Origin of the sequence: Streptomyces sp. NPDC049837 (assembly GCF_040674455.1) — a bacterium.
Taxonomy (GTDB): domain Bacteria; phylum Actinomycetota; class Actinomycetes; order Streptomycetales; family Streptomycetaceae; genus Streptomyces.
The window spans coordinates 117,520-143,033 of sequence record NZ_JBFAMP010000014.1 but is presented as its reverse complement, the minus strand read 5'-3'; the positions used below and the strand labels follow the sequence as shown (position 1 = coordinate 143,033).

The 25,514-nt window shown below is 73.2% G+C and carries 23 protein-coding genes; 12 read left to right on the top strand and 11 right to left on the bottom strand.

The window, feature by feature from the left end; all coding sequences use genetic code 11:
• Positions 1–9: 9 nt before the first annotated feature.
• The 3 genes from AB0J57_RS30585 to AB0J57_RS30575 all read right to left on the bottom strand — a co-directional run bounded on the left by AB0J57_RS30585 (position 10) and on the right by AB0J57_RS30575 (position 3,684).
• Positions 10–471, bottom strand: a complete 462-nt coding sequence (locus AB0J57_RS30585; protein WP_366131603.1) for a DUF3574 domain-containing protein — start codon at positions 469–471, stop codon at positions 10–12.
• A 148-nt stretch (positions 472–619) separates the two neighbouring features.
• The gene (locus AB0J57_RS30580; RefSeq protein WP_366131602.1) at positions 620–2,200 is read right to left on the bottom strand and encodes an amidohydrolase; all 1,581 of its coding nucleotides are present in this window, start codon (positions 2,198–2,200) and stop codon (positions 620–622) included.
• 11 nt (positions 2,201–2,211) lie between these two features.
• Positions 2,212–3,684, bottom strand: a complete 1,473-nt coding sequence (locus AB0J57_RS30575) for an APC family permease (RefSeq protein ID WP_366131601.1) — start codon at positions 3,682–3,684, stop codon at positions 2,212–2,214.
• A 157-nt stretch (positions 3,685–3,841) separates the two neighbouring features.
• Here AB0J57_RS30575 and AB0J57_RS30570 point away from each other — a divergent pair, with 157 nt between their 5' ends.
• A complete protein-coding gene (locus AB0J57_RS30570; protein WP_366131600.1) occupies positions 3,842–4,477 on the top strand; it encodes a TetR/AcrR family transcriptional regulator C-terminal domain-containing protein in 636 nt (211 codons plus the stop codon).
• Positions 4,478–4,545: 68 nt separating this feature from the next.
• On the opposite strand, the gene AB0J57_RS30565 is transcribed toward AB0J57_RS30570, so the two are convergent.
• The 4 genes from AB0J57_RS30565 to AB0J57_RS30550 form a co-directional block, all read right to left on the bottom strand.
• A complete protein-coding gene (locus AB0J57_RS30565) occupies positions 4,546–5,757 on the bottom strand; it encodes an MFS transporter (protein ID WP_366131599.1) in 1,212 nt (403 codons plus the stop codon).
• Positions 5,758–7,137, bottom strand: coding sequence for a CitMHS family transporter (locus tag AB0J57_RS30560; RefSeq protein ID WP_366131598.1), 1,380 nt, complete (start codon positions 7,135–7,137; stop codon positions 5,758–5,760). It lies immediately after the preceding gene.
• 121 nt (positions 7,138–7,258) lie between these two features.
• On the bottom strand, positions 7,259–9,454 hold the full coding sequence (locus tag AB0J57_RS30555; protein ID WP_366131597.1) for a molybdopterin oxidoreductase family protein: 2,196 nt from the start codon (positions 9,452–9,454) through the stop codon (positions 7,259–7,261).
• A gap of 82 nt (positions 9,455–9,536) precedes the next feature.
• A complete protein-coding gene (locus AB0J57_RS30550) occupies positions 9,537–10,223 on the bottom strand; it encodes a TetR/AcrR family transcriptional regulator (RefSeq protein WP_366131670.1) in 687 nt (228 codons plus the stop codon).
• A gap of 137 nt (positions 10,224–10,360) precedes the next feature.
• Here AB0J57_RS30550 and hmgA point away from each other — a divergent pair, with 137 nt between their 5' ends.
• The 3 genes from hmgA to AB0J57_RS30535 are packed head-to-tail and all read left to right on the top strand — an operon-like array spanning position 10,361 to position 13,694.
• The gene (hmgA, locus tag AB0J57_RS30545; protein ID WP_366131595.1) at positions 10,361–11,707 is read left to right on the top strand and encodes a homogentisate 1,2-dioxygenase; all 1,347 of its coding nucleotides are present in this window, start codon (positions 10,361–10,363) and stop codon (positions 11,705–11,707) included.
• 23 nt (positions 11,708–11,730) lie between these two features.
• Positions 11,731–12,480, top strand: a complete 750-nt coding sequence (locus tag AB0J57_RS30540) for a GntR family transcriptional regulator (RefSeq protein WP_366131594.1) — start codon at positions 11,731–11,733, stop codon at positions 12,478–12,480.
• 14 nt (positions 12,481–12,494) lie between these two features.
• The gene (locus AB0J57_RS30535; RefSeq protein WP_366131593.1) at positions 12,495–13,694 is read left to right on the top strand and encodes a type ISP restriction/modification enzyme; all 1,200 of its coding nucleotides are present in this window, start codon (positions 12,495–12,497) and stop codon (positions 13,692–13,694) included.
• 93 nt (positions 13,695–13,787) lie between these two features.
• Here the strand turns inward: AB0J57_RS30535 and AB0J57_RS30530 are convergent, their stop codons facing one another.
• The gene (locus AB0J57_RS30530; RefSeq protein WP_366131592.1) at positions 13,788–14,495 is read right to left on the bottom strand and encodes a TetR/AcrR family transcriptional regulator C-terminal domain-containing protein; all 708 of its coding nucleotides are present in this window, start codon (positions 14,493–14,495) and stop codon (positions 13,788–13,790) included.
• A gap of 63 nt (positions 14,496–14,558) precedes the next feature.
• Here AB0J57_RS30530 and AB0J57_RS30525 point away from each other — a divergent pair, with 63 nt between their 5' ends.
• The 3 genes from AB0J57_RS30525 to AB0J57_RS30515 are packed head-to-tail and all read left to right on the top strand — an operon-like array spanning position 14,559 to position 17,521.
• On the top strand, positions 14,559–15,497 hold the full coding sequence (locus AB0J57_RS30525) for an ATP-binding cassette domain-containing protein (RefSeq protein WP_366131590.1): 939 nt from the start codon (positions 14,559–14,561) through the stop codon (positions 15,495–15,497).
• Positions 15,494–16,279: an ABC transporter permease gene (locus AB0J57_RS30520; protein WP_366131589.1), complete on the top strand. Its 786-nt coding sequence runs from the start codon at positions 15,494–15,496 to the stop codon at positions 16,277–16,279. The genes AB0J57_RS30525 and AB0J57_RS30520 overlap by 4 nt, the downstream gene beginning before the upstream one ends.
• A gap of 33 nt (positions 16,280–16,312) precedes the next feature.
• Positions 16,313–17,521 (top strand): CaiB/BaiF CoA-transferase family protein, encoded by a 1,209-nt coding sequence (locus AB0J57_RS30515; protein ID WP_366131588.1) that lies wholly within the window; start codon positions 16,313–16,315, stop codon positions 17,519–17,521.
• 266 nt (positions 17,522–17,787) lie between these two features.
• Here the strand turns inward: AB0J57_RS30515 and AB0J57_RS30510 are convergent, their stop codons facing one another.
• Positions 17,788–18,051, bottom strand: coding sequence for a hypothetical protein (locus AB0J57_RS30510; protein ID WP_351825453.1), 264 nt, complete (start codon positions 18,049–18,051; stop codon positions 17,788–17,790).
• A 194-nt stretch (positions 18,052–18,245) separates the two neighbouring features.
• Here AB0J57_RS30510 and AB0J57_RS30505 point away from each other — a divergent pair, with 194 nt between their 5' ends.
• Positions 18,246–19,835, top strand: coding sequence for a serine/threonine-protein kinase (locus tag AB0J57_RS30505; RefSeq protein WP_366131587.1), 1,590 nt, complete (start codon positions 18,246–18,248; stop codon positions 19,833–19,835).
• Here AB0J57_RS30505 and AB0J57_RS30500 read toward each other — a convergent pair.
• The gene (locus AB0J57_RS30500; protein ID WP_366131586.1) at positions 19,819–20,628 is read right to left on the bottom strand and encodes an SGNH/GDSL hydrolase family protein; all 810 of its coding nucleotides are present in this window, start codon (positions 20,626–20,628) and stop codon (positions 19,819–19,821) included. The two genes, AB0J57_RS30505 and AB0J57_RS30500, sit on opposite strands and share 17 nt — an antisense overlap.
• Positions 20,629–21,327: 699 nt before the next feature.
• Here AB0J57_RS30500 and AB0J57_RS30495 point away from each other — a divergent pair.
• Genes AB0J57_RS30495 through AB0J57_RS30480 form a run of 4 tightly spaced genes read left to right on the top strand, consistent with a single transcriptional unit; the run spans position 21,328 to position 25,071 of the window.
• Entirely contained in the window at positions 21,328–22,161 is an 834-nt protein-coding gene (locus AB0J57_RS30495) for a glycosyltransferase family 2 protein (protein ID WP_366131585.1), read from the top strand.
• On the top strand, positions 22,158–23,141 hold the full coding sequence (locus AB0J57_RS30490; protein WP_366131584.1) for a glycosyltransferase family 2 protein: 984 nt from the start codon (positions 22,158–22,160) through the stop codon (positions 23,139–23,141). The genes AB0J57_RS30495 and AB0J57_RS30490 overlap by 4 nt, the downstream gene beginning before the upstream one ends.
• Entirely contained in the window at positions 23,138–23,935 is a 798-nt protein-coding gene (locus tag AB0J57_RS30485) for a polysaccharide deacetylase family protein (RefSeq protein ID WP_366131583.1), read from the top strand. Before AB0J57_RS30490 ends, AB0J57_RS30485 begins: the two co-directional genes overlap by 4 nt.
• 32 nt (positions 23,936–23,967) lie before the next feature.
• Entirely contained in the window at positions 23,968–25,071 is a 1,104-nt protein-coding gene (locus AB0J57_RS30480; RefSeq protein WP_366131582.1) for a DUF5925 domain-containing protein, read from the top strand.
• A gap of 12 nt (positions 25,072–25,083) precedes the next feature.
• Here the strand turns inward: AB0J57_RS30480 and AB0J57_RS30475 are convergent, their stop codons facing one another.
• On the bottom strand, positions 25,084–25,458 hold the full coding sequence (locus AB0J57_RS30475; RefSeq protein ID WP_366131581.1) for a GntR family transcriptional regulator: 375 nt from the start codon (positions 25,456–25,458) through the stop codon (positions 25,084–25,086).
• Between the last annotated feature and the right edge of the window lie 56 nt (positions 25,459–25,514).

Genomic DNA, 25,514 nt, shown 5'->3' with positions numbered 1-25,514 from the left:
CCCATCACATCAGAAGTCCACGGAGGTCCGTTCATCGAGGCGGGCCACCGACTCCTGTCCGAAAGCGCGCTGGTAGGCGGCGCGGATGCGCTCGATCCTCGGATCGCGGGCCTTGGCCTCCGCCGCCGGGTACAGCAGGATCAGCTCGTAGGACCGCTCCCGCTCGATCCGGCCGCTCGCGTCCCGCCACTGCCCGCGCCCGTCCTGCACGGTCAGCCCCTCCGGGAAGGCGGGCGTGACCTCGCGGTCGACGAACGCCATGAACTGCTGGTCCGTGACGTCCGGGCCGCCGTCGGGCCGCTCGGTCCCGAAGAACAGGCGGGTCTCCAGGTAGGCCGCGCCACGGGCGGTGGCCGTCGCACCGGGGTCCTGGTCGCCGAGGGTCGCGTACGCGGCGGGGGCGCCGGCCGCGAGCAGGACGGTCGCCGTGGTCACGGCCAGGCGGGCGCGGGTGGTGGTGAGGGTCGGCATGGCGGGGCCCTTCCGTGCGGGGAGTGCGTGAGCGCCGATCACTCTGGCAGCCCACCGCCGCGCGGTCCGGCCGAAACACCGGATTCGGCCGGATCCGGGCGTCGGTCGCCGTCAGGGCCGCTGATGCGTCACCCGGCCGGGGAGACCGTCAGGGCCGCTGATGCGTCACCCGGCCCAAGGAGACCGTCAGCCGGACCGGCGCGTCCGCGACCTCGTCGGCGGGCGCGTCGACCGGGTCCACCGCGAACGCCGTGAGGTCGGCGCGCAGTCCCGGCGCGATCCGGCCCGCCACCGCCTGCTCGCCGGCCGCGACCGCCGCGTGGGTCGTGCAGCCCTCCAGCGCCATCAGGCCGGTCAGTCCCCGGCCGCCGGCCGCCGCGCCGCGCGGGGCACGGGCCGTGGCGAGCACCTGCCGGGCGTCGTAGTGGGCGATCGGCCAGTCCGAGCCGAGCGCCAGGTACGCCCCGGCGTCCCGCAGGTCACGGCAGCGCCAGGCGCGGGCGGCCCGTTCGCCGCCGAGCCGCCTGGACCACTCGTCGGTGCGGTCGGCGCGGGTGTACGCGGTGTGCGGCGGCTGCATCGAGGCGATGACGCCCAGTCCGGCGAACCGGGCGAGCTGGTCGTCCGGGACGGTCTCGATGTGCTCGATGCGGTGCGCGAGCCGGCCGCCCTCCCCCAGGGACGCGACGGTGTCCAGGACGTGCCGCACGGCGGCGTCGCCGATCGCGTGCGTGGCGGTGCGCACCCCGGCCGCGTGCAGCTTGCGCACGGCCGCGCTGTAGGCGGCCGGGTCCGGCCAGAACGCCTCGGTGCCCTGGCCGTGGCAGTCGGCGTGCTCCAGCCACGCCGTGCCGCCCTCGACGGTGCCGTCCATGAAGAACTTCACCCCGCCGACCAGCCAGTTCCGGCCGCGCGACCGCTGGAGGGCGATCAGCTCGTCCAGCTCCTCCTCGTCGGCCCCCGGCATGCACCAGGGGGCCAGCCGCAGCCGCAGCGGCAGGTCCTCCGACTCCTCGACGGCGGCCAGCAGATCGGGTACGTCACCGTCACCGAGGTCCATGACGTGCGCGCCGGTCAGCCCGGTGGCGGCCATCGCGGACAGCAACTCGACGAGCCGGGCGCGCCGTTCGCCGTACGACGGCTTGGGCATCACGGCCGTGACCAGGGCCATGGCCGCGTGCTCGACGAGGTGGCCGGTGGGCCGGCCGGTGTCGTCGCACACGACCTCGGAGCGCTGGGCGAAGGCGCGGGGCCCGTCGATCCCGGCGGCCTCCAGGGCGGCTCCGTTGGCGAGGGCGGAGTGGCCGTCGTACAGCCGGATGAAGACGGGGGCGCCGGGCACCGCCTCCTCGATGAGGGCGCGGTCGACGGGGCGGCCGCCGAAGGCGTTGTGGTCGAGTCCGTACGCGACGACCCAGCCGCCGGTGCGCCCGGCGCCGCGCAGCGCGGCCAGCAGCCCGTCCAGGTCGGTGACCGTGGACAGGTCGAGGCCGGTGGCCATCTCCAGGCCCCACACGGGGTGGCTGTGGGAGTCGGTGAGGCCGGGGGTGAGGGTGGCCCCGGCGAGGTCGATGGTCTCGGTGCCGGGGCCCGTCCAGTCGCGTACGACGGAGGCGTCGCCGACGGCGGCGATCAGCCCGTCGCGTACGGCGACGGCGGTGGCGTGCGGGTGGCCGGGGTCGAGGGTGCGGACCTTGGCGCCGGTGAGGACGAGGTCGGCTGCGGGCACGGAAGGACTCCTCAGTCGGGGGACGATGTGGGCTCTTCGGCGAACCTCGCGTACACCTCGGGGCGGCTGCGGCGAAGCCGGGCGGCGAGCAGCAGGCCGAGGAGGAAGACGGCGGGGACGACGGCGACGAGCACGGTGTTGACGGTGGCGGACGCGCCGGTGAAGAGGTCGATCTTGGACACGACGAGTCCGATCGCGGCGGCGAGGAGCACGGCGGCGGTCACCGGCGCGATGAGCGTACGGACGACCCCCTCGTCGTGCGGGACGCGGCGGAAGTAGCAGGGGATGGCGATGGCGGCGAGCAGTTGGAGCGCCATCAGCCCGATGCCGCCGGGGGTGTTCACCCAGAGCAGGAGCTGTGTGTACGGGTCGGCTCCGGCGAGCGCGAAGGCGAGCACGACGGCCAGCCCGAGGACGGTCTGCGCGGCTCCGGCCAGGTACGGGGAGCCGTGCCGGGGGTGCACCTTGGCGAGGGACGCGGGCAGCACGCCCTCCTCGGCGAGGGCGAGGCTGTAGCGGTTGATCGCGTTGTGGAAGGCCAGCAGTGAGGCGAGGATGCTGGTCACGATCAGGATGTGCATCAGGTCGGCGGCCCACGCGCCCACGTAGGTGGTGATGGCGGCGAAGAACAGCCCGCCGGGGTCATCGGCCGCCGCCTTGACGACCTGCGCGTCGCCGAAGGCCTGGATCACGGCCCACACGATGAACGCGTAGAACACCCCGAGGAAGCAGACGGCGATGTAGGTGGCACGGGGGACGGTACGGGCGGGGTCGCGGGCCTCCCGGCGGTAGATCACCGTGGACTCGAACCCGGTGAAGGCGATGAAGGCGAACGCGAGGACGGCGGCGGTGCCGGGGACGAGGAAGCTGTCCGGGGCGAGGGAGGCCAGGGACAGCCCGTCGGCGCCGCCCTTGAGCAGCACGCCGCCCGCGAGGAGGACGAGTATCCCGGTCTCGGCGACGAGGAGGACGCCGAGGACCTTGGCGCCGAAGTCGATGGAGCGGTAGCCGCCGTACCAGATGAGGACCAGCCCGGCGAGCGTGATGGGCAGCCAGGGGATGTCGACGCCCCACAGGGCGTGGGCGGTGTCGGCCGTGGCGCTGCCGAGCAGCCCGTACACGCCGATCTCCATGCCGTTGTAGCCGACCACGGCGAGCAGCGCGGCGCCGATGCCGACGGGCTTGCCGAGGCCCTGGGTGATGTACGCGTAGAAGGCGCCGCCGCTGCGGACGTGGCGGCTCATGGTGGTGAACCCGACGGCGAAGACGGTCAGGGTGATGCCGGCGATCAGGTAGGCGACGGGGGCACCGATGCCGCCCAGCACGATGGCGATGGGCGCCACGCCCGCCATGACGGTGAGCGGGGCGGCGGCGGAGACGACGAAGAAGGCGATGTCGGCGGTGCCGAGTGTGCCGGTGCGGAGCCGGCCGGGCGCGGGCTGCTGCCCGGCTCTGGGCGGGGAGGCCTTGGAGGTCACGGACATGGGCGTGGACGAGCCCTTCTGCAAGCGGAAGCGGGGCTGCGAACAAGGGGGGAACCGAAAGCCGCGGGAAGCCACGAGCGGAAACCTAAAGGCTTTCGGTTTCGGCAATGTAGCCTCCATCAGGGCATCCGGGAAGACCCGACGACAGGAGCTGGCAATGGGACGGCCGCGCACACCGCTGCTCGACCGGGCACGCATCACGACGACGGCGCTGGAACTGGTCGACGAGCAGGGTGAGTTCAGCGTGCCGCAGATCGCCCGGCGGCTCGGTACGCAGACGGGCTCGGTGTACCACCACGTGGACGGCAGGGACGGCATCGTCGAGCTGATGCGCGAGCGGATCTGCGAGGCGATCGACTCGCGGACGCTGGACCTGGAGCCCTGGGACGCCGCGCTGGCCGCCTGGGCGCGCTCCTACCGCGCCGCCTTCGCCGCGCACCCGCGCGTGATCCCGCTGCTGACGACGTCACCGGTACGCGCGCCGAAGGTGCTGGAGCAGTACGAGCGGGCCGTCGGCCTGCTGCTCGGCGCCGGGTTCGCGGTAGCAGACGTCATGCCGGTCCTCACCGGCCTGGAGAACCTGGTCCTGGGCTCCGCTCTGGACCTGGCCGCCCCCGAGACGATGTGGGAGCTGCCCGAGGACTCCCCTACCCCGCAGCTCGCCCGCGCCCTGACGGCGGTCGGCGCCGGCCGCGCGGACGCGGCGTTCGACGTGGCCCTGGAGGGGCTGATCGGCCACGCCCGGACGCTCCTCGGCACGCCCGCGCCGGACGACCGGGATCACGCCCCCTGACGCGCCCGGCGTCCCGCGCGCCCAGGATCACGCCCCCTGTACGCGCCCGGCGTCCCGCGCGCCCAGGATCACGCGCCCTGACGCGCCCTGCGGCGTCCCTTCCCCGCGCGGGCCGGGTCCGTCCCCGGCGCCCGGCCCACCCGGACGCCCAGGCCCGCCGCCGCGAGGAGCAGGGCGCCCAGCATGACGAACGGGGCGGCCGTGCCGCCCAGGCCGGCGATCAGCCCGGCGGACGCGGGCGCCGCGACCTGGCCGAGCCGGTTGCCCGTCAGGCGCAGGGCGAGGGCCGTGGAGCGGGCCTCGTCGGGGGCCGCCTGGACCACGGTCGTCATCGACAGCGGCTGGCCGACCCCCAGGCAGAACCCCAGCACGGCCAGCATCACGGCGAGCGCCCACACGGGGACGGGCAGCGCGATGCCCGCGCACAGCAGGCCCGCGAGCAGACACGTCACGGTCAGCAGCGCCGTACGGCCGAGCAGCCGGATCATCGGGGTCATGACCAGCCGGCAGGCGATGGTGGCGGCGGCGCGCAGGCTCAGCAGCAGGCCGACGGTGGCGGGGGCGATCGAGCGGTGCTCGCCGATCACCGGCAGGTAGGCGGTGAGGATGTCGGTCGCGGACAGCACGGCGAGGCTGATGAAGATCCCGGCGGGCACTCCGCGCGTACGGAGGATGCGGTGGACGGGCACCTTGTCCCGCTCCACGCGCGCGTGGAGCCGGTTTTCGTCGCGGTGCTCTATGCGCCAGAGGGACGTGAGGGACACGGCGGCGACGGCGGCCGCGGCAACGAGCGCGAGGGCGCTGCTGCGGCCCATGTCGCCGCCGATGAGCAGCCCGGCCGCGACCGGCCCCACGAGCTGCCCGAGCGAGGCGCCGATGGTGAAGTGCCCGAAGTTGCGGTCCTGTTCGGCCGGCTCGGACTGGCGGGCCACCAGGGACTGGGCGCCGATCACGAAGCACAGGTGACCGAGCCCCATGACGCCGCTCCACGCCGCCATCCACACCAGGGAGCCCGCCGTCCCGCTGAGCGCGCAGCCGCCCGCGATCAGCACCACCCCGACGGGCAGCAGGGGCGCGCACCGCCCCCGGTCGGTCCTGCGGCCCAGCGGTACGGCCGCGAACAGCGGGAGCAACGCGTACACCCCGGCGATGACCCCGATCGCGCGTTCGTCCGCGCCCAGCGCGAGGGCGCGGTACGAAACGGCGGGCCGCGCCATCGACACCGCCCCTTGCGCGAAGCCGAAGGCGATGACGAGGCGCAGCAGCCAGTACCGCTTCACCTAGATGATCCCGAAGAGCATTCCGGCGCCGAGCACCACCAGCGAGGTGAGCGCGGCCCACTTCACGGTGAACCGGGTGTGGTCGCCGAACTCGACCTTGGCCATGCCGACCAGGACGTACACGGCGGGCACGAGCGGGCTGGACATGTGCAGGGCCTGGCCCACGAGTGAGGCGCGGGCGATCTCCAGCGGGGAGACGCCGTGCGCGGCGCCGGCCTCGGCGAGGACGGGCAGGACGCCGAAGTAGAAGCCGTCGTTGGACATGAAGTACGTCAGCGGCAGGCTCAGCAGGCCGGTGACGAGCGCCATGTGCGGGCCCATGGCGTCGGGGATGGCGCCGACGAGCCAGTCGGCCATGTGCTTGACCATGCCGGTGCCGGTGAGGACGCCGGTGAAGACGGCGGCGGCGAAGACCATGCCGGCGACGTTGAGGACGTTGTCGGCGTGGGCGGCGATGCGGGCCTTCTGGTCGGGCATGTGCGGGAAGTTGACCGTGAGGGCGAGGGCCGCGCCGATGAGGAACAGCACCGGGATGGGCAGCACCTCCATGATCATGGCGGTGAGCAGGGCCACGGTGAGGGCCGCGTTGAACCAGTACAGCTTGGGGCGGAGAGTGGGGCGGTTCGGGTCGAGCCCCTGGAAGCCGTCGCCGGAGTCCGGTCCGGCACCGGCGCCGCCCGCCGCCGCTTTGGGACGGTCCTCTCCCCCGCCGGCCTTGACCAGCACGGTCTCGGACTGCGGCTCCAGGACCTCGTCCAGCGTCAGGTAGCCGAGGCGCTTGCGCTCACGCCGCCCCAGCACGTACGCGAGGGCGAAGACGAAGAGGAGTCCGACGCCGAGGGCCGGGATCATCGGTACGAAGATGTCGCCGGCGTCCAGCTTGAGCGCGGTGGCCGCGCGGGCGGTGGGGCCGCCCCAGGGGAGGGTGTTCATGACGCCGTTGGCGGTGGCGGCGATACCGGTCATCACGACCAGGCTCATCTTCAGGCGCTTGTAGAGCGGGTACATCGCCGACACGGTGATCATGAAGGTGGTCGAGCCGTCGCCGTCCAGCGAGACGATCGCGGCGAGCACCGCCGTACCGACCACGACCCGCATCGGGTCGGCCTTGCAGAAGCGCAGGATGCCCCGGACGATCGGGTCGAAGAGGCCGACGTCGATCATCACGCCGAAGTAGACGATGGCGAACATCAGCATCGCGGCGGTGGGCGCGAGATTGCCGACGCCTTCGATGACGTAGTCGCCGAGCTGTGCGCCCTGTCCGACGAGGACACAGAAGAGGGCGGGGATGAGGACGAGCGCCGCGATCGGCGACATCTTCTTCATCATGATCAGGACCAGGAAGGTCGCGATCATGGCGAAGCCGAGGATTGTCAGCATGGAGGACACCTAACGTTCACCCTTGAACTCCACCGGGGGGCGGCGGTCCGGATGACGTTAGGTGCCTCGTTCAGCGCTTAACAAGATGTTGACGTGTGAGCAATACGAGCAAAACCCCAGGTCAGCCCGCTGGTGATACGTGGACGGGGAAGCCGTTGAGCACGGCCGTGCCCGACAGGGGGTCGAGCCGGGTCCCGTCGAGGAGCTGGTTGACGTTGACGCCGGGGCGTGTCGCGGCGACCGTCATGCGCGTCCCGGGCCGGTCGTGTCCCCAGCCGTGCGGGAGGCTCACCACGCCCCTGCGTACGGTGTCGGTGACCTCCACCGGGACCATGAGCTCTCCACCCTCGGCCTTGACGCGGGCGGGCGCGCCGTCGGTGAGACCGAGGCGGGCCGCGTCGTCGGGGTGGACCTGGAGGGTGCAGGTGTTGGTGCCGCTGTTGAGGGTGGGGACGTTGTGCATCCAGGAGTTGTTGGAGCGCAGATGGCGGCGGCCGACGAGGACGAGTTCGGCCGGCCGCTCCCGGAGTGCGGTGCGCAGCCGGGGAAGGTCGGCGGCGATCGGGGCGGGCAGCAGCTCGATCCGCCCGCTGCGGGTCTTGAGGACCTGCGGGACACGGGGCTTCAGCGGGCCGAGGTCGATGCCGTGGGGGTGTTCCAGGAGCCGGTCCAGGGTCAGGTCGTACGGGCCCAGGCGCAGCATCAGGTCCAGCCGCCGCTCGGCGCCGGTGCGGCCGGTGAGCCGGGCCGCGTACTCCTCGGGGTCCTGGCCGTGGGCGGGTGAGTGCGGTTCGGTGACGGCCTTGGCGAGGGTGCGTGCGATGACCATGTCGTCGACGGCGCCCGGGTCGGCACCGTGCATGCCGGTCACGGCGAGGATCAGCCGGGCGTGGATCTCGCACTCGTCCATGCGGCCCGCCTCCAGGGGCACGGGCGCGGGGGTGTAGCGGGCCTGGTTGCGGACGGCGAAGCCGTTGAACGCGAAGTCGAAGTGGGCGCTCTGGGCGGGCGGCGGCGGGGGCAGGATCACATCGGCGTGGCGGGAGGTCTCGTTGAGGTACGGGTCGACGCTCACCATGAAGTCCAGTGCGCCGAGGGCCCGGTCGAGGCGGTCGCCGTCGGGTGCGGAGAGCACCGGGTTTGCGGCGACGGCGACGAGCGCGCGGATGCGGCCCTCGCCCGGGGTCTCGATCTCCTCCGCAAGGGCGGCCAGGGGAAGTTCGCCCTTGGCCTCGGGGTGCCCGGACACACGGCTGGTCCAGCGGCCCAGCGCGAAGCCCTTGCCGGGGCCCGCCGGGCGCGGTGCGGGCGCGGTGGCGGAGAGCGGGAACAGGGCGCCGCCGGGCCGGTCGAGGTTGCCGGTGAGGACGTTGAGGACGTCGACGAGCCAGTTGGTGAGGGTGCCGTACGGGACGGTGCTGCCGCCGATCCGCCCGTACACGGCGGCCGAGGGCGCCGCCGCCAGTGCGCGGGCCAGCTCCCGGACGGTGGCGGCGTCCACGTCGCACGCGGCGGCGACCGCCTCGGGCGTGAACTCCCGTACCGCCTCGGCGACTTCCTCGACGCCCTCGACGTGCCCGGCGAGCGCCCCGAGGCCGGTGAGGTCCTCGGCGTACAGCACGTGGACCAGGGCGGCGAGGAGCAGGGCGTCCGTGCCGGGGCGGATGGCGACGTGCCGGTCGGCGAGGCGCGCGGTGCGGGTGCGGCGCGGGTCGACGACGGTGAGGGTGCCGCCGCGTTTGCGCAGCGCCTTGAGCCTGCCGGGGAAGTCGGGGGCGGTGCACAGGCTGCCGTTGGACTCGACCGGGTTGGCGCCGATGATCAGCAGGTGGGCGGTGCTGTCCAGGTCGGGCACGGGGACGGCGAACGCGTCGCCGAACATCAGCCCGCTGGAGACGTGCTTGGGCATCTGGTCGAGCGTGGACGCGGTGAACAGGCTGCGGGTGCGCAGGGCGCCCAGCAGGACGGGCGGGTAGAGCGCCCCGGCCATGGTGTGGACGTTGGGGTTGCCGAGGACGACCCCGACGGCGTCGGCGCCGTACCGCTCGACGAGCGGCGGCAGCCGGCGCGCCACCAGGTCGAACGCCTCGTCCCAGGTCGCCTCCCGGAACTCGCCGCCCTCGCGTATCAGGGGCGTGCGGAGCCGGTCCGGGTCGGCGTCGAGTTCGCCGAACGACGCGCCCTTGGGGCAGATGAACCCCTGGCTGAAGACGTCGTTCCGGTCGCCGCGCGCACCGGTGACGCGCGTGCCGTCGATGGTGAGGGTGAGCCCGCAGGTGGCTTCGCAGAGCGGGCAGATGCGGAGGGCGGTGGGCATGGGGGCCTCCCGGGGCGGCGGCGTTGACGGTGACGCGCAGACTCCGCCGAGCATACCGACCGGTAGGCATGGTGGCGATGGTTCAGCGTGCGAGGACGGGCGCCAGATAGGCGTGCAGCAGTGCGCGGGTCTCGGCGATCAGCTCCAGGTCCCCCGGAGGACCGGCACGGAAGGCGAGCTGGAGCAGCGCGTCGGTGGCCTCGACGGCCACGAGCACCTTGCGGCGCAGCGCGTCGTCGGCGGTGCGGCCGAGGTGGGCGGCGAGCAGACCGCAGATCCGGTCGGCGACGACGTGGTTGACGAGGTGGCCGGACGCGTCGCCGTCCGGGCCGCCGCCGGGGCCCTCCCGGACGTCCTCCCCGGCTCTCTCCCCGGCCTCCTCCCCGGCATCCTCCGCCGACGCCGGTACGCCGAAGTCGACCAGCGCGAAGCCGGGGACGGTGCGCTTCATGGCGAGGTACTCGTCGAGTACGACATCGACGACCGGGGCCGGTTCGCGGGCCGCGAGGCGGGCGGCCACACGCTCGGCGTAACGGTCGAGGTTGCGGTGCGCGAGGGCGGCGGCCATGGCGCGCTTGTTGGAGAAGAAGCGGTAGACCGATCCGATCGGCACGCCGGCGCGCACGGCGACGTCGCGGGTGCTCAGCTCCTCGTAACCGGCCTCTTCGAGGAGCTCGGCGCAGGCGTCGAGGATCCGGCTCAGGCGCTCGGCGCTGCGCCGCTGCACGGGCGTACGGCGGAGCGGAGGGGGCTCAGGCACGGGGTCCATGATGCCGCGCCGCGCCACCGGAACCGGCGCCTTGCGGGAATCGTCCAAGGCCCACCCCCCGTTGACGCGGGCCGCGCGGAATCCTACGGTCTTCCATAGGATTCCGTTGGGGCAGGTCGAGCGAGGAGCGGGCGACGATGACGATGGACGGCACCGGACAGACGCGGGAACAGGCGCGGGAACACGCGAACAAGATCGCCGAGGCGCTGGAGTACGCCTCCGGCTTCGGCAACGAGCACAGCTCGGAGGCCGTCCCCGGCGCCCTGCCGCTCGGCCGGAACTCCCCCCAGCGCGCGCCGCTGGGGCTGTACGCCGAGCAGCTCAGCGGCTCCGCGTTCACCGAGCCGCGCGCCCACAACCGCCGCTCGTGGCTCTACCGCATCCGCCCCTCGGCCGCGCACCCGAGCTTCACGCGCACCGACAACGGCGCCCTGCGCACCGCGCCCTTCACCGAGACCGTGCCCGACCCCAACCGGCTGCGCTGGAACCCGCTCCCCGACCCGGCGCCCGGCACGGACTGGCTGGCCGGCCTGTGGACGCTCGGCGGCAACGGCGACGTCACCCAGCGCACCGGCATGGCCGTGCACCTCTACCACGCCAACACGTCCATGGACCGGGTCTTCAGCGACGCCGACGGCGAGCTGCTGATCGTCCCCGAGCGCGGCGGCCTGCTGCTCCGCACCGAGCTGGGCATCCTCGCCGCCCGCCCCGGCGACGTGGCCCTGATCCCGCGCGGGGTCCGCTTCCGCGTGGAGCTGCTCGACGAGACCGCGCGCGGGTACGTGTGCGAGAACTACGGCCAGCCCTTCCAGCTCCCGGACCTCGGCCCGATCGGCGCCAACGGCCTGGCCAACCCCCGGGACTTCCGGGCGCCGGTCGCCGCGTACGAGGACGTGGAGGGCGAGGTGGAGGTGGTGAACAAGTTCTGCGGGAACCTGTGGACCGCGACGTACGACCACTCCCCGCTCGACGTCGTCGCCTGGCACGGCAACCACGTCCCGTACGTCTACGACCTGCGCACCTTCAACGTCATCGGGACGATCTCCTACGACCACCCCGACCCGTCGATCTTCACGGTGCTCACCTCGCCGTCCGACACCCCCGGCCTCGCGGGCGTCGACTTCGTCGTCTTCGCGCCGCGCTGGCTGGTCGGCGAGGACACCTTCCGCCCGCCGTACTTCCACCGCAACGTGATGAGCGAGTACATGGGCCTGATCGAGGGCGCGTACGACGCGAAGGCCGAAGGGTTCGTGCCCGGCGGCGGCTCGCTGCACAACATGATGTCGGCGCACGGCCCGGACCGGGAGACGTTCGACAAGGCGAGCGCCGCCGAGCTGAAGCCCCAGAAGATCGACGACGGCCTGGCCTTCATGTTCGAGACGCGCTGGCCGGTCACGGCCACCGCCCAGGCGGCGAACGCCGACCACCTTCAGCGGGGCTACGACGACGTGTGGCAGGGTCTGGAGCGCCACTTTCGGCCGTAGTACGGAGTAGGTACGGAGTAAAAGTGACCGTCTTCGCCCCCGACTCGCTGGTCCTGAACCGCAAGCTCCCGCTGTGGTACCAGGTCTCGCAGTCCCTGCGCGCCTCCATACTCGGCCGCGCGCCGGACGCGTCCCTGCGCCTGCCCACCGAGGAGCAGCTCGCCGCGCACTACGGCGTCAGCGTGCTGACCATGCGGCAGGCGCTCAAGGAACTGGAGGCGGAGGGGCTGATCAGCCGGCACCGGCGGCGCGGCACGTTCATCGAGCCGGGCGCCCGGCGCAGCGCGCCGCGCCGGCTGCTCGGCTCGATCGACGCGATCGTGGCGCAGCAGTCGGGCGAGCGGACGACGATTCTCGGCCACGGCGAGGACAAGGTCCCCGGCGACCTCACCGAGCACTTCCCCGACCTGACGGAGGTCGTCACGTACCGGCGGCTGCGCTGCGACGGCGAGAGCGGGGAACCGACCAACTGGGCGGAGAACGCGGTCCGCCCGGACATCGCGGCCGGGATCGACCTGGCGGACCTGGAGCGGTGGCCGATGACGAAGGTGCTGCGGGACGCGGTGGGGGTACGGATCAGCCGGATCACCGACACCGTGGAGGCGCGGCTCGCGGACCCGGAGACGGCCGAGCTGCTCCAGGTCCCGCTGCTGTCGCCGATCCTCCACTACACGGGCGTGACGTACGACGAGGACGGCCGGGTGGTGGACGTGGCCCGCATCCGCTACCGGGGCGACCGGTTCTCCTTCACGGTCACGGTGGAGGCGGACTGAACGCGGTCACTAGCATGCGGCGGGTGACGGATGATGTGCCCCTGCTCGACGACCTGATGCCCTGGTCCGTGGCGCCGCTGCGGCTGGGGCGTTCATGGGTGGTCGCCCCGGACGTGCGCACCCTGCGGGCCCGCTGGGAGGCGCTGGTGGCGGCCGGGGGCGAGACGCGGGAGGCCCTGTTCCGGCCCAGCCGGGCGCGTACGCTCACGAGTTCGGTCGCCGCGCTGCCCGGGCAGCGCACCGGCACGGTGCGGCTGGCGCGGGAGGCGGGGCCGTGCCCGGAGCCGGTGCGCCTGGCCCATGGACCGTTCGACGAGCAGTGGCTGCTGCCGGACCACCGGCTGCTGGACGTGGCCCGCCCGGAGCTGTGGCGGGTGGCGGACGAGCGGCAGTTGTTCGCCGTCGAGCAGGGGTACGTGCCGCAGGGGCCGGGCCCGGCCCTGCTGGTGACGGCCGCGCTGCCGGACGGCCGCTCCCCGGCGGGGCGCCCGGGCCGTATCCGGCCGCTGTACCGGCGCCCGGGCGGCCGGGAGCCGAACCTCGCGCCGGGGCTGCTGCCGCTGTTGAGCGGGCGGTACGGCCACGGGGTCGCGCCCGAGGACGTGCTGGCCTGGGCGCTGGCCGCCGCCCGCCCCTCCCCCGCCGGGTGCGCCGTCCCGCTCCCCGCCGACCCGGCCGTCTGGGCGGCGGGCGTGGCGCTGGGCCGCCGCATGAGGGACGTCCAACTGCGTGGCGCGCGGGGCGGCGAGCGGCCCCGGCTGCCCGGCGGGCGGCGCCCCTACGTGCGCGCCGCGCTCCCGGCGCGGCCGGTCGCGCTGGCGTACGACGCGGAGGACGAGGCCCTGCTGGTCGGCGACGGCGGCCGGATCTCACCCGTGCCGGCGGAGGCGTGGGACTACCGGGTGGGCGGGGTACGCGTGCTGGAGCTCTGGTTCGAGCACCGCACCGCCCCGGCGGAAGCCGGCACCCTGGAGGCGATCCGCCCCGCCGCCTGGCCGCAGGAGTGGACGTCCGAGCTCCTCGAGCTGATCACCGTGCTGGCCCTCCAGGCCCAACTGGAGGCGGAGGTACCGGACTTGACCGGAAGGGAGCAGGTCACCCGCGCCGAACTCCGCGCGGCCGGCGTCCTCCCCGCGCCCGAGGCGGCCCGCCGCCCCGCCTCCGTGCTGGACCGGGAGGAAGAGGGCCCGGAGGGACAGCTCGCGCTTCTGTAACCCGCCTCGTAGCTTGTAGCCGGCCTGGAGCCCGCCTGGAGCCGGTCAGCCAGTCAGCCGGTCAGCCGGTCAGCCGGTCAGCCGGTCAGCCGGTCAGCCGAACGAGTCCAGCAGCCGCCGGATCGCACGGTCGAAGACCTCGTCCGGATCGTCCGGAACCGGTGCCTCCGCGAGCAGCTCGGCGAGCCTCGGGTACGCCCCGCTCGCCACCTGCCGGCCCAGATAGGCGGCGCGCACGGCCCGCTCCTGCTCCTCGGACCACGGCAGCGAACGCGTGCGCTCGGCCATGGCCAGCTCGTTCGCGACGGTGATCATGGCGGTGCCGTTGACCATCGCGATCAGCTCCATCTTGGCCCCGCCCGGCGCGTCGAGCGGCGCCAGGGCGTCCAGGCAGTGCTCCAGGTAGCGCAGGGCGTTGGGGCTGAAGCCGTACACGGTCGACATCACCCTGGTCAGCCACGGGTGCCGGTACATGATGGCGCGGGTCTGGCGGCCCAGTGCCAGCATGTCGGCCTTCCAGTCGCCGCTGGGCGCGTCGGGCAGCTCGTACTCGCCGCTGACCGCGTCGACCATCAACTCGTACAGATCCTCCTTGCGCGGCACGTAGTTGTAGAGCGACATCGTGCCGCAGCCCAGCTCGGCCGCCACCCGCCGCATGGACACCCCGTCGATACCGTCGGCGTCCGCGATCCGGACCGCCGCCGCCGCGATGTCGGCGCGGCTGTGGGCCGGCCTGGGGCCACGGCCCGTGCGCTCGGGGCGCGCCCAGATCACTTCCGGTTCGGCCGCTCGGCCCGCCATTGATCATCACCTCGCCTCCCATCCTAGTTACGTACAGCGTACGTAGTGGGGTATGGTCGCGGCATGACAACTACGTACGCTGTACTTAGTGAAGGCCTGGAGAAGCGTTACGGGGACGTACGCGCCCTGCGCGGGCTCGATCTCGCCGTCCCCGAGAGCACCGTCTGCGGTGTGCTCGGGCCGAACGGCGCCGGGAAGACCACCGCAGTCCGGGTCCTGACGACGCTCACCACCCCCGACTCCGGCAGCGCCCGGGTCGCCGGGCACGACGTGGTGCGCGACCCCGCCGCCGTACGCCGCCACATCGGCGTCACCGGCCAGTACGCCTCCGTCGACGGGGACTTGACGGGCGCCGAGAACCTGCGGCTGTTCGCCAGGCTGCTGCGGGCCCCGCGCGCCCGCGCCGACGAGCTGCTGGAGCGCTTCGGGCTCGACGAGGCGGCCGGGCGCCCGGCCCGGACGTACTCCGGCGGCATGCGGCGGCGCCTCGACCTGGCCGCCAGCCTGATCGTGCCGCCCTCGGTGCTCTTCCTCGACGAGCCGACGACCGGCCTGGACCCGCACAGCAGGAACGCCATCCGGGACGCCGTACGGGGGTTGGCGTCCCGGGGCACGACCGTGCTGCTCACCACCCAGTACCTGGAGGAGGCCGACCAGCTCGCCGACGACATCGTCCTCATCGACGAGGGGCGCGCCGCGCACACCGGCACGCCCGCCCAGCTCAAGGCGCTGATCGGCAGTTACGCCGAGGTCGTCGTCGCCGACGCGGCCGGGCTGCACGCCGCCGCGGCCGTCCTCGACCGGCTCACGGGATCGCAGCCGGTCCTGGACGACGAGACGCGCACCGTCGGCGCGGTAACGACGGACCGGACGCTCACGCTGCCCCGTGTCGTCCGCGCGCTGGACGCGGCGGGCGTGCTCATCGTGGACGCCTCGCTGCGGCCGCCGACGCTGGACGAGGTGTTCCTGCGCCTCACCGCGCGTGAGGAGATCTCGATATGAACGCCCTCGCTCACGACGGAGCCGCCGTCCTCGGCCGGCACCTCCAGCGCGTCCGGCACGCGCCGGCGATGCTCGTGATGACGCAGACGATGCCGATCGTCTTCCTGCTCTTCTTCGGGTACGTCTTCGGCAGCGCCCTCGCCATGCCGGGTACGGAGTACCGCGCGTACCTGGTGCCGGGGCTGCTGGTCGCCACGGCCGCGAACGGCATCATGACCGGGATGTTCACCGCCGCCCAGGACGCCCACCGGGGCGTGATGGACCGCTTCCGCACGCTGCCGATGAGCCGGGCGGCCGTGCCGCTGGGCCAGGCGGCGGCCGATCTGGTCACCACGGCCATCGGGCTGGTGCCGCTGATGCTGGTGGGGCTGGCGATGGGCTGGCGGATCGAGGGCGGCGCGGTCGAGGCGGTGGGGGCCTTCGGACTGTTGCTGCTGTTCCGGTTCGCGACCACCTGGGTCGGCATCCTGCTGGGCCTCGCGTCCCGGAGCGAGGAGGCGGCGGGCCAGTTGGGCAGCGCCACGTTCATGCTGCCGCTGCTGTCGAACGCGTACATCCCGACCGGCGACATGCCCGGCTGGCTGCGGACGGTCGCCGAGTGGAACCCGGTCTCGGCCGTGACGACGGCGGTACGGGACCTCTTCGGCAACACGGCGGCCGTTCCGGAGGGTGCCGCCTGGCCGGTCGCCCACCCGGTGGCCGGGGCGGTGGGCTGGTCACTGGCGCTGCTGGCGGTGTGCGTGCCGCTGGCGGTGCGGAGGTACGCCTCCCCGAAGGGGTGACAAAGGTGGTACGTACACGATAGGTACGGCTGCATGAGCACTCAGCCGCTGCCCCTGCCGCTGCCCCTTGAGGGTGTCACCGTCGTCGCCGTCGAGCAGGCCGTCTCCGCCCCGTTCGCCACCCGGCAGCTCGCCGACCTGGGCGCCCGTGTCATCAAGATCGAGCGCCCGGACGGCGGCGACTTCGCCCGCGGGTACGACACGGCGGCGGCCGGGCTGGCCTCGCACTTCGTCTGGTGCAACCGGGGCAAGGAGTCCGTGGCGGTCGATCTGAAGGACCCCCGGGGTCGTGAGGTGGTGCGCCGGCTGGTGGCGGGCGCGGACGTGTTCGTCCAGAACCTGGCGCAGGGGGCGGCGGCCCGGCTGGGCCTGGACGCGGCGGCCTTGTGCGCGGCTCACCCCCGGCTGATCGCGGTGGACATCTCCGGGTACGGGGCGGGCGGCCCGTACGCGCACAAGCGGGCCTACGACATGCTCGTGCAGTGCGAGGCGGGGCTCGTGTCGGTGACCGGGACGCCGGAGCAGCCGGTCAAGGCGGGGATTCCGGCGGCCGACATCGCGGCGGCCATGTACGCCTTCTCGGGCGTGCTGGCGGCGCTGCTGCGGCGGGCGACGACGGGGCGGGGCGGGCCGGTGGAGATCTCCATGCTGGAGTCGCTGGCCGAGTGGATGGGGCATCCGCTGCACCACGGGATGCACGGGGGCGAAGCCCCGGCGCGTACGGGGGTCGCGCACGCCGTCATCGCGCCGTACGACGCCTATGCGACCGCCGACGGCGGGCAGGTGCTGCTGTCGGTGCAGAACGACCGCGAGTGGCGCCGGCTGGCCGAACAGGTGCTGGGCCGGCCGGAGCTGGGCGACGACGCGGCGTTCGCCACGAACACGGCCCGGGTGGCGCACCGCGAGAAGACGGACGCGGTGGTGGCGGAGTCGCTGGCTCGGCTCGGGACGGTGGAGGCGATCGAGCGTCTGGAGGCGGCGGGCATCGCGTGCGCCCGCCTCAACACGGTCGCGGACGTGGCGGCCCACCCGCAGCTCGCGGCACGGGACCGGTGGCGGGAAGTGGACACGGCGGTGGGGCCGCTGCGGGCGATGCTTCCGCCGGTGACCTTCCCTGGCGGGCCGGAATCACGGATGGGCGCGGTGCCGGCGCTGGGCGAGCACACGGACGCGGTGCTGCGGGAGCTGGGGCTTGGGGATGCCGAGCGGGTGGCCTTGCGGCGGGAGGGTGTGGTGGCCTGACGCGCGGCCCGGTGGGTGGGTGCGGTCACTGCCGGTGGGGTGGGGGCGGGGCCCTCCGGGCTCACCTCCTCGAGGCCGGCGGCCTCGGGTTGCCTGTTGGGGAGCCCCAGCTTCGCCTCCCCCAAGCTCTCGGCTCCGCTCGAGCAGGGGGACCCCCATCCTCTGCGGGGGCGACCCTGCACGGCCCCACCCCGGCCGGAACGCCGACTGCGGACCGCGGCCGGGACGATGTACGCGGTGGACTTCCGGCGGGTGCGGGGGTGCCGTCAGGCGTGGTTGCCGAAGAGCGAGCGGCGCAGGCGGCGCAGCGGCGCGAAGAGCCTGACGCGGGCGCTCTTGCTGGTGCGGGTGTGTGCGACATCACGCGTCGTCAACTCCCGCATGAGCAGCGTCGCTTCGGCCGTCTCGCGCTGCGGGACGGCCGGGCCGCCCAGCACCGAGAGATGGCGGTCCAGGCGCGTGCTGGTCGCGCTGCTCCCGCATGTGATCGCAGGCACCCGAGGCCTGCTGCGCACCGTTATCTGTTCCATGTCACTCCCCACCCGTACGAGGGCACCCGGCCGCTGCAGATTAACCCTATCCTCCCCGCATCACACTCGTGTATCCCGGTGGCGGGATTCACCACACATGTACGAGGGTTGACGACTACCCTCCGAATACAACTGATTCCACGGCGAGTTGGACACGTTCCCCTCAGGGGCGGCTTGAGCTAGCTTGGGGTCCTATGACCGAAGGGCCGGGCACCGGGCGGAAAGTGGCGGGGCGTTACCGATTGCTGAGTCCGCTGGGCCAGGGCGGCATGGGCGTCGTGTGGCGCGCACAGGACGAGGTGCTGGGCCGCGAGGTCGCGGTCAAGGAGGTGCGCGCGCCCGCCGGTCTCGGCTCCGCCGACGAGCAGCGGCTGTACGCGCGGCTGGAGCGGGAGGCGTGGGCCGCCGCCCGGGTCTCGCACCGGGGCGTGGTCACCGTGTACGACGTGGCGACCGAGGACGGCCGGCCCTGGATCGTGATGGAGCTGGTCCGGGGGCTGACGCTCGCCGAGACGCTCGACGCGGAGGGGCCCATGCCGCCGCGGCGGGCCGCCCACATCGGGGCACAGGTGCTGGATGCGCTGAGCGCCGCGCACGCGGCGGGCGTGCTGCACCGGGACGTGAAGCCGGCGAACGTCCTGCTGGCCAACGACGGCCGGGTGGTACTGACCGACTTCGGCATCGCCGCGGTGGAGGGCACGTCGAACCTCACCATGACGGGTGAGCTGATCGGCTCCCCGGAATTCCTCGCCCCGGAACGCGCGTTGGGGCGGAATCCGGGGCCTGCCTCGGACCTGTGGTCGCTGGGCGTGCTGCTGTACGCGGCGGTGGAGGGCGGCACGCCGTTCCGGCAGGACACGCCGCTGAGCACGCTGCGGGCCGTGGTCGACGAGGAGCTGCCGCCGCCGCGCCGGGCCGGGCCGCTGGCGCCGGTCATCGAGGGGCTGCTGCGCAAGGACCCGGCAGAGCGGCTCACGGCCGATGAGGCGGGGCACTGGCTGCGGGTCGTGGGCGCGGGCGGGAACCCGCGTACGGCTCCGATCGAGGCGGGGGACCAGGCTCCGACGGTCGTCGCGGGGGCGGTGGGGTCGGGTACGGCCACCACCGGGGTGGACGGTGGGCGGTCCTCGTCGCGGCGCGGGGGTGCCGCGCTGGCGGCGGGGGTGGCCGCCGTGCTGCTCGCGCTCGCCGGCCTGACGTACGCCCTGCTGCGCGACGACGACCCGGGCACCGGGGGCGTCGGCGCGGGCGCCACCTCGCCGGGCGTGACGGCCACGCCCAGTGGCACACCGAGCGGCGGTGAGGGCACGCGGGAGCCGAGCCCGCCGCCCCGTACGGTGACTCCGCAGTCGGTGCAGGTGTACGCCCAGGCGGTGCGCGGGAGTTACCGCGGGACGTGTCCGCCCCCGGAGGCGGAGGCGCCGGCCTTCCGCGCGACGATCACCGTGGGCCGCACGCCGGCCTCCGTCGGCTACCGGTGGGTGACGGAGAGCGGCGAGGGCGCGGGCTCGGGCTGGCGGAAGGAGGAGTTCGGCGGGGAGACCGTACGGCAGGTCGAGCACACGGAACGGACGGACGGGACGCACCGCGACCGGGTCCGGCTGGAGATCCGGAGCCCGGTCGAGGCGCGGTCCAATTGGGTGGGCTTCTCGGTGACGTGCCGGGACGCGCACCCGACGGGTACGCCGACCGGTGGGACGCCTTCCGGCACCCCGACGGACGGCACGCCGATCCCTACGGACGGGGTCACGTCATCGAGCGCCGCTCCTACAGCGAGCCCTTGAAGGTGGGCAGGTAGCCACCGGACTGCCCGGCGGCGGTGGGGTGGTAGGACTCGCCGATGTTGAGCCAGTTCACGCTGTGCAGCCAGGACGCGCCCGAACAGATCTCGTGGCCCGTGAAGGCGGGGGTGACGTCGGCGAAGGTGTAGCCGTGGTCGGCGGCGCGCTTGGCGGTCGCCGCGTTGAGGTGGTCCGCGCCGCCGTTGATGGCGCGGCGTTCGTTCTCGCTCAGTCCGGCGATGCAGCTACCGCCGATCTTGTAGAAGCGGGGGTAGCCGAGGACGACGACACGGGCCGACGGCGCCTTGGATCTGATCGCCGAGTACACCGAGTCGAGGCGGCCGGGCAGGGTGGTGTCGACATAGCGCTTCGCTTCGTTGACGCGGGCGATGCAGGTGGCCTCGGACTGCATGACGCAGGTGGTCATGACGTCGGCGAAGCCCGCGTCGTTGCCGCCGACGGTGATGGAGACGAGGTCGGTGGCGGAGGACAGCGGTCCGAGCTGACCTGCCGTCACATCGTTGGTACGGGCGCCTGAGCAAGCGGTGAAGGCGAAGGACGAGGGTGCGTTGGCGGCCGCCCAGAGGGCGGGATAGGCGCGGGGGGTGCGCTTGCAGTTGCCGCTGGAGCTGTCGTACGCGCCGGCGCCGACTCCGGAGGAGTACGAGTCGCCGAGCGCCACGTAGTCGAGGGCTGCGGCCGACGAGCCGGCCTGTGCCGCCCCCGCCCCGGTGAGGGTCAGGACGGCGCCGAGGAGGAGTGAGGTCGAGAATGCCGCGGCTCGGGACAGTTTCATGGAACCTCCCTTTAGCAGGATTTCTGCCTAAAAAGTTCGTAGCAGGATGCAGTGTCCATGCCAATAGCCGCGCGTGGCGAGTAGTTGACTCCGAGTCAAAATCTAGCCGCCCTTGAGGGTCGATATGTGGAGGTTGCGGGCAACTCACCCATGCGGAGGGTGACCTGACACCCTGCCGGTCAGGGACCACCGACGGCGGTCGGTCCCGGCGCACCGCCGCGTCCTCCGTTCGGGTTCTCATTCCGACTTCCGGTGGGGAATTCCCCAGGCGCAACTCAGGCCACAATTCCCCCTCATGCCCGGAAGGATCTCCTTCCGATTTTCCGACGGAACCGATCGGACCCGTCAAAGTGCGGTCAATGAAGCGAAAAGGGGAGCCTCGGCCCAAGTCTTGCCTTACAGTCCCGGTTATCAATACCGTCGTACATCCACCCGCAACGGTCCATCACGCAAGGCGGCTCAAGGGGAGGGCTCAAGCGCCGCGATGGGGCCGGAGCGGGGCGCGGTAGGGGGGTGCCGTGCCCGGTGACGTTTCCCGTGCCGAGGCGCGTACCGCGCGCGGCCGGAATTACCTGCTCACCCGTCATGCGCGGAGATCCGTTCCGTCATGGGCGAGTGAGTAAAACCCCCCTTTCGAACCGGATACTCATCCGGACCGCCCGGGGGTGGGCGGTCCACCGGACGAGAGGGAAATGACCCATGAGCTCCTTCCTGCGCCCGGCCGTCGGCGATGCCGTCGACTCCGAAAGCGGCCGAATAGCCGCCCAGTACCGGGCGATCACATCCCACCTCGCCATCACACCACCGGTGAGCGTGGTGATCCCCGCGATGAACGAGGCGGAGAATCTCCCGTACGTCTTCAAGACCCTGCCCGAGTGGATCCATGAAGTCGTCCTGGTGGATGGCAATTCCACGGATGACACCGTCAATGTGGCGCGCTCGCTGCGGCCCGACGTCAAGGTCGTCAAGCAGGTCGGCAAGGGCAAGGGCGACGCCCTCATCAGCGGCTTCGCCGCCTGCACCGGCGACATCATCGTGATGGTCGACGCCGACGGCTCGGCCGACGGCCAGGAGATCGTGTCGTACGTCTCCGCCCTGGTCGGCGGCGCCGACTTCGCCAAGGGCTCCCGCTTCGCCAACGGCGGCGGCACGGACGACATGACCCCGGTCCGCCGGCTGGGCAACCGCCTGCTGTGCGCCATCGTCAACGCCAAGTTCGGCGCCCGGTACACCGACCTCTGCTACGGCTACAACGCCTTCTGGCGCCACTGCCTCGACAGGGTCACCCTCGACTGCACCGGCTTCGAGATAGAGACCCTGATCAACATCCGGGTCGTCAAGGCCGGCCTGAAGGTCCAGGAGGTGCCCAGCCACGAGTACCTGCGCATCCATGGCGTCAGCAACCTCAACGCCGTGCGCGACGGCATCCGCGTCCTGAAGGTGATCCTCCGGGAGAAGGGTGTCCCGCGCGCCGATCGCCGCCGCCGTACGGCCGACTTCTCGGTCGGCGTGCCCCGGGGTGAGCTCTCTTGAGAGGACGTCACTTCTCGGTGGTGATCTGCGTGTACACCGAGGACCGCTGGGAGGACATCCTCGCGGCGGTCGGCTCGGTGCGCCGGCAGTCGCTGCCCGCGCTGGAGACGCTGCTCGTGGTCGACCACAACGAGCCGCTGCGGGAGCGGCTCGGCAAGGAGTACGCGGACGCCGGGAAGGAGGTGCGGGTGCTCGCCAACGCGGGCCCCCGCGGCCTCTCGGCCGGCCGTAACACGGGTATCGCCGCGGCCCGCGGCGACATCGTGGCCTTCCTCGACGACGACGCCGTCGCCGAGCGGGACTGGCTGCGGTGGTTCGACGAGGCGTACGACGACCCCCGGGTGGTGGCCGTCGGCGGGCGGACCGTGCCGGCCTGGGTGTCGGGACGGCGCCCGGCCTGGTTCCCGGAGGAGTTCGACTGGATCGTCGGCTGTACGTACCGGGGCCTGCCGGCCGGACGGGTGCGGGTGCGCAACGTCCTGGGCGGTAACGCCTCCTTCCGGCGCGGCGCCTTCGACGCGGCGGGCGGGTTCGCCACCGGTATCGGGCGGGACGGCGACGAACGGCCGCTGGGCTGCGAGGAGACGGAGCTGTGCATCCGGCTCGGCAAGGCCCTGCCGGACGCGGTCCTGCTGATCGACGACCGGGCGGTGATCCACCACAAGGTCCCGCCCGGCCGGGCGACGTACCGCTACTTCCGCACCCGCGCCTACGCCGAGGGGCTGTCCAAGGCGCTCGTCGCCCGGAGCGTCGGCGCGGACAAGGGGCTGGAGACCGAGCGGCGGTACACCACGCGGGTGCTGCCCGCCGCAGTGGCGCGGGGCCTGAGGGACTTCGTCCTGGCCCGGCCCGGCGGCGCGGGCCGGGCGGGCGCCGTCGTCACGGGTGTGGCGGTGGCGGCGGCGGGTTACGCGCACGGGCGCCTGACGTCCCGTAAGGGCGGCGGCTTCTCGTACGGACCGATCGGAGCCCCGTCATGACCGGCCCCGTACCGATCCTGATGTACCACGCCGTGGGGCACCGTCCCGCGAGGGCGGCGTACGGGCTGTCCGTCTCGCCGGAGGCGTTCGCCGAGCAGATGGGGCTGCTCGGCGAGCGCGGGTTCACCCCGGTGACGACGGCACGGCTCGGGCACGCCTGGCGGACCGGGGCGCCGCTGCCGGAACGCCCGGTGCTGATCACCTTCGACGACGGGTACGAGGGGGTGCACCGGCACGCGCTGCCGGTGCTGGCCGGGCACGGCTTCGCCGCCACCCTGTTCGTCTCGACGGGCTGGCTGCGCGGCCCGTACGACGAGGGCGGCGCCCCGGACACCATGCTCGACTGGGACCAGGTGCGGGAGCTGGCCGCCGCCGGCACCGAGATCGGCGGCCACACCCACACCCATCCGCAGCTCGACCAGCTCGACGACGAACGGCTCCGGTTCGAGGCCGTGCGGTGCCGGGACATCATCAGGGAGGAGGCGGGCACCGTCCCGGTCTCGTTCGCCTACCCGTACGGCTACTCCAGCCGCCGGGTGCGGGAGGTGGTCCGCCGGGCCGGGTTCGCGCAGGGGCTGGCCGTGGGCAACGCGCTGGCGCGGCGCCCCCAGGGCCCGTACGCGCTGCGGCGGGTGACGGTGCGGCGGGCGACGGACATCGGGCGGTTCGGGCGCCTGGTCGAGGGCCGGGACATCGGGCGGACGTTCGCCCGGGACCGGGCGCTGACCAAGGGGTACGCGATCGTCCGGCGCGCGCGGCGGGCCGCCGCCGTGCTGGTTGGAACACGCACATAAACACCGTGCGGGGAACGCGTGTGTGCCGGATCATGGAGCGCATGTCTGCCAACCCTCATGAGGCTCTGCCGATCCGGCTCACCGTCGACGACAGCGATTCTCCCGCCGACGTCGTCGACGCGCTGTTCCTCGGGCGCTTCGCGACGGGCGAGCAGCCGTACTCCCACAGTTCCAGTCTCGACCGCGTCAAGCCCGGCGCGACCCTGCTCCCCCCGGGCGCCGCGGTGCTGCGCTCCGCCCGCGACGACGACCGCAGCGCCACGCTCGCCGAGGGCGACGGCTGGACGCTGCTGGTCTCCCGCTGGAACCGGGGCGCCGACGTGACCGTCACGGCGGTCGACGCGGAGCTGGCGCAGCGGGTCCTGGCGCAGGCGACGGACGGGGCGAAGGACGACCCCGAGCCGCAGCCGGACAACGTGACCATGGGCTTCTGGTACGTGTCGCCGCGCCGTGGCCCGCACCGCACGACCCGCCGGATCGCCGCCGGGGCGTGGGAGGAGATCCGGCCCAACTACACGGCGCCGGTGGCCGACGCGATGGACCGGCTGATGAAGGTCACCCCGGACGACATCGCGGGCCGCCTGCTGCTCCTGCACGGTCCGCCGGGCACCGGCAAGACATCGGCGCTGCGCACCCTGGCCCGGTCGTGGCGGGACTGGTGCCAGGTGGACTGCGTGCTGGACCCGGAGCGGTTGTTCACCGACGTCGGGTACCTGATGGACATCGCGATCGGCGAGGACGAGGGCACCGCGAAGGGCCGCTGGCGGCTGCTGCTCCTGGAGGACTGCGACGAGCTGATCCGCGGCGAGGCCAAGCACACGGCGGGGCAGGCCCTGTCGCGGCTGCTGAACCTGACGGACGGTCTGCTGGGCCAGGGCCGCAACGTCCTGGTGGGGGTCACCACCAACGAGGACCTGGAGCGCCTCCACCCGGCGGTGGTCCGCCCCGGGCGCTGCCTGGCCCGCATCGAGGTCGGCCCGCTGACCCGCCCGGAGGCGGTGGCGTGGCTCGGCTCCGAGGAGGGCGTCGGGCGGGACGGGGCGACGCTGGCGGAGCTGTTCGCGCTGCGGCGCGGTACGGGCCCGGCGGCGATCCCGGACCAGCCTCGGGGCGCGGACGCGGGGCTGTACCTGTAGGAGGCTGGGGCGCTACTTGCCGTACGCCGCCCGTAGCGCGTCGGCCACGGCGGCTTCCGCGTCCGCGCGGGTCAGGCCCAGGCGGTGGGCCTCGGCGGCGTACGCGGCGGCTGCCGTGGCCGCCTGACGGGCGGCGGCGTCTCCGGCGGGGGCGATGAACGTGCCGGCCCTGCCCCGGGTCTCGATCACGCCGTCGGTCTCCAGCACCCGGTAGGCCTTGGCGACCGTGTTGGCGGCGAGGCCCAGCTCCTCGGCGAGGCCCCGGACGGTCGGCAGCTTGTAGCCGACCGGGAGGCGGCCGGAGCGGGCCTGGGCGGAGATCTGGGCGCGGAGCTGTTCGTACGGGGCGGTCGACGACGCCGCGTCGATGGAGATCTTCAGGGTCACGGGCACGATTGTCCCCGACGGCGCGGAAATTGGGAGGCGATCGGCGCCGGGGCGCG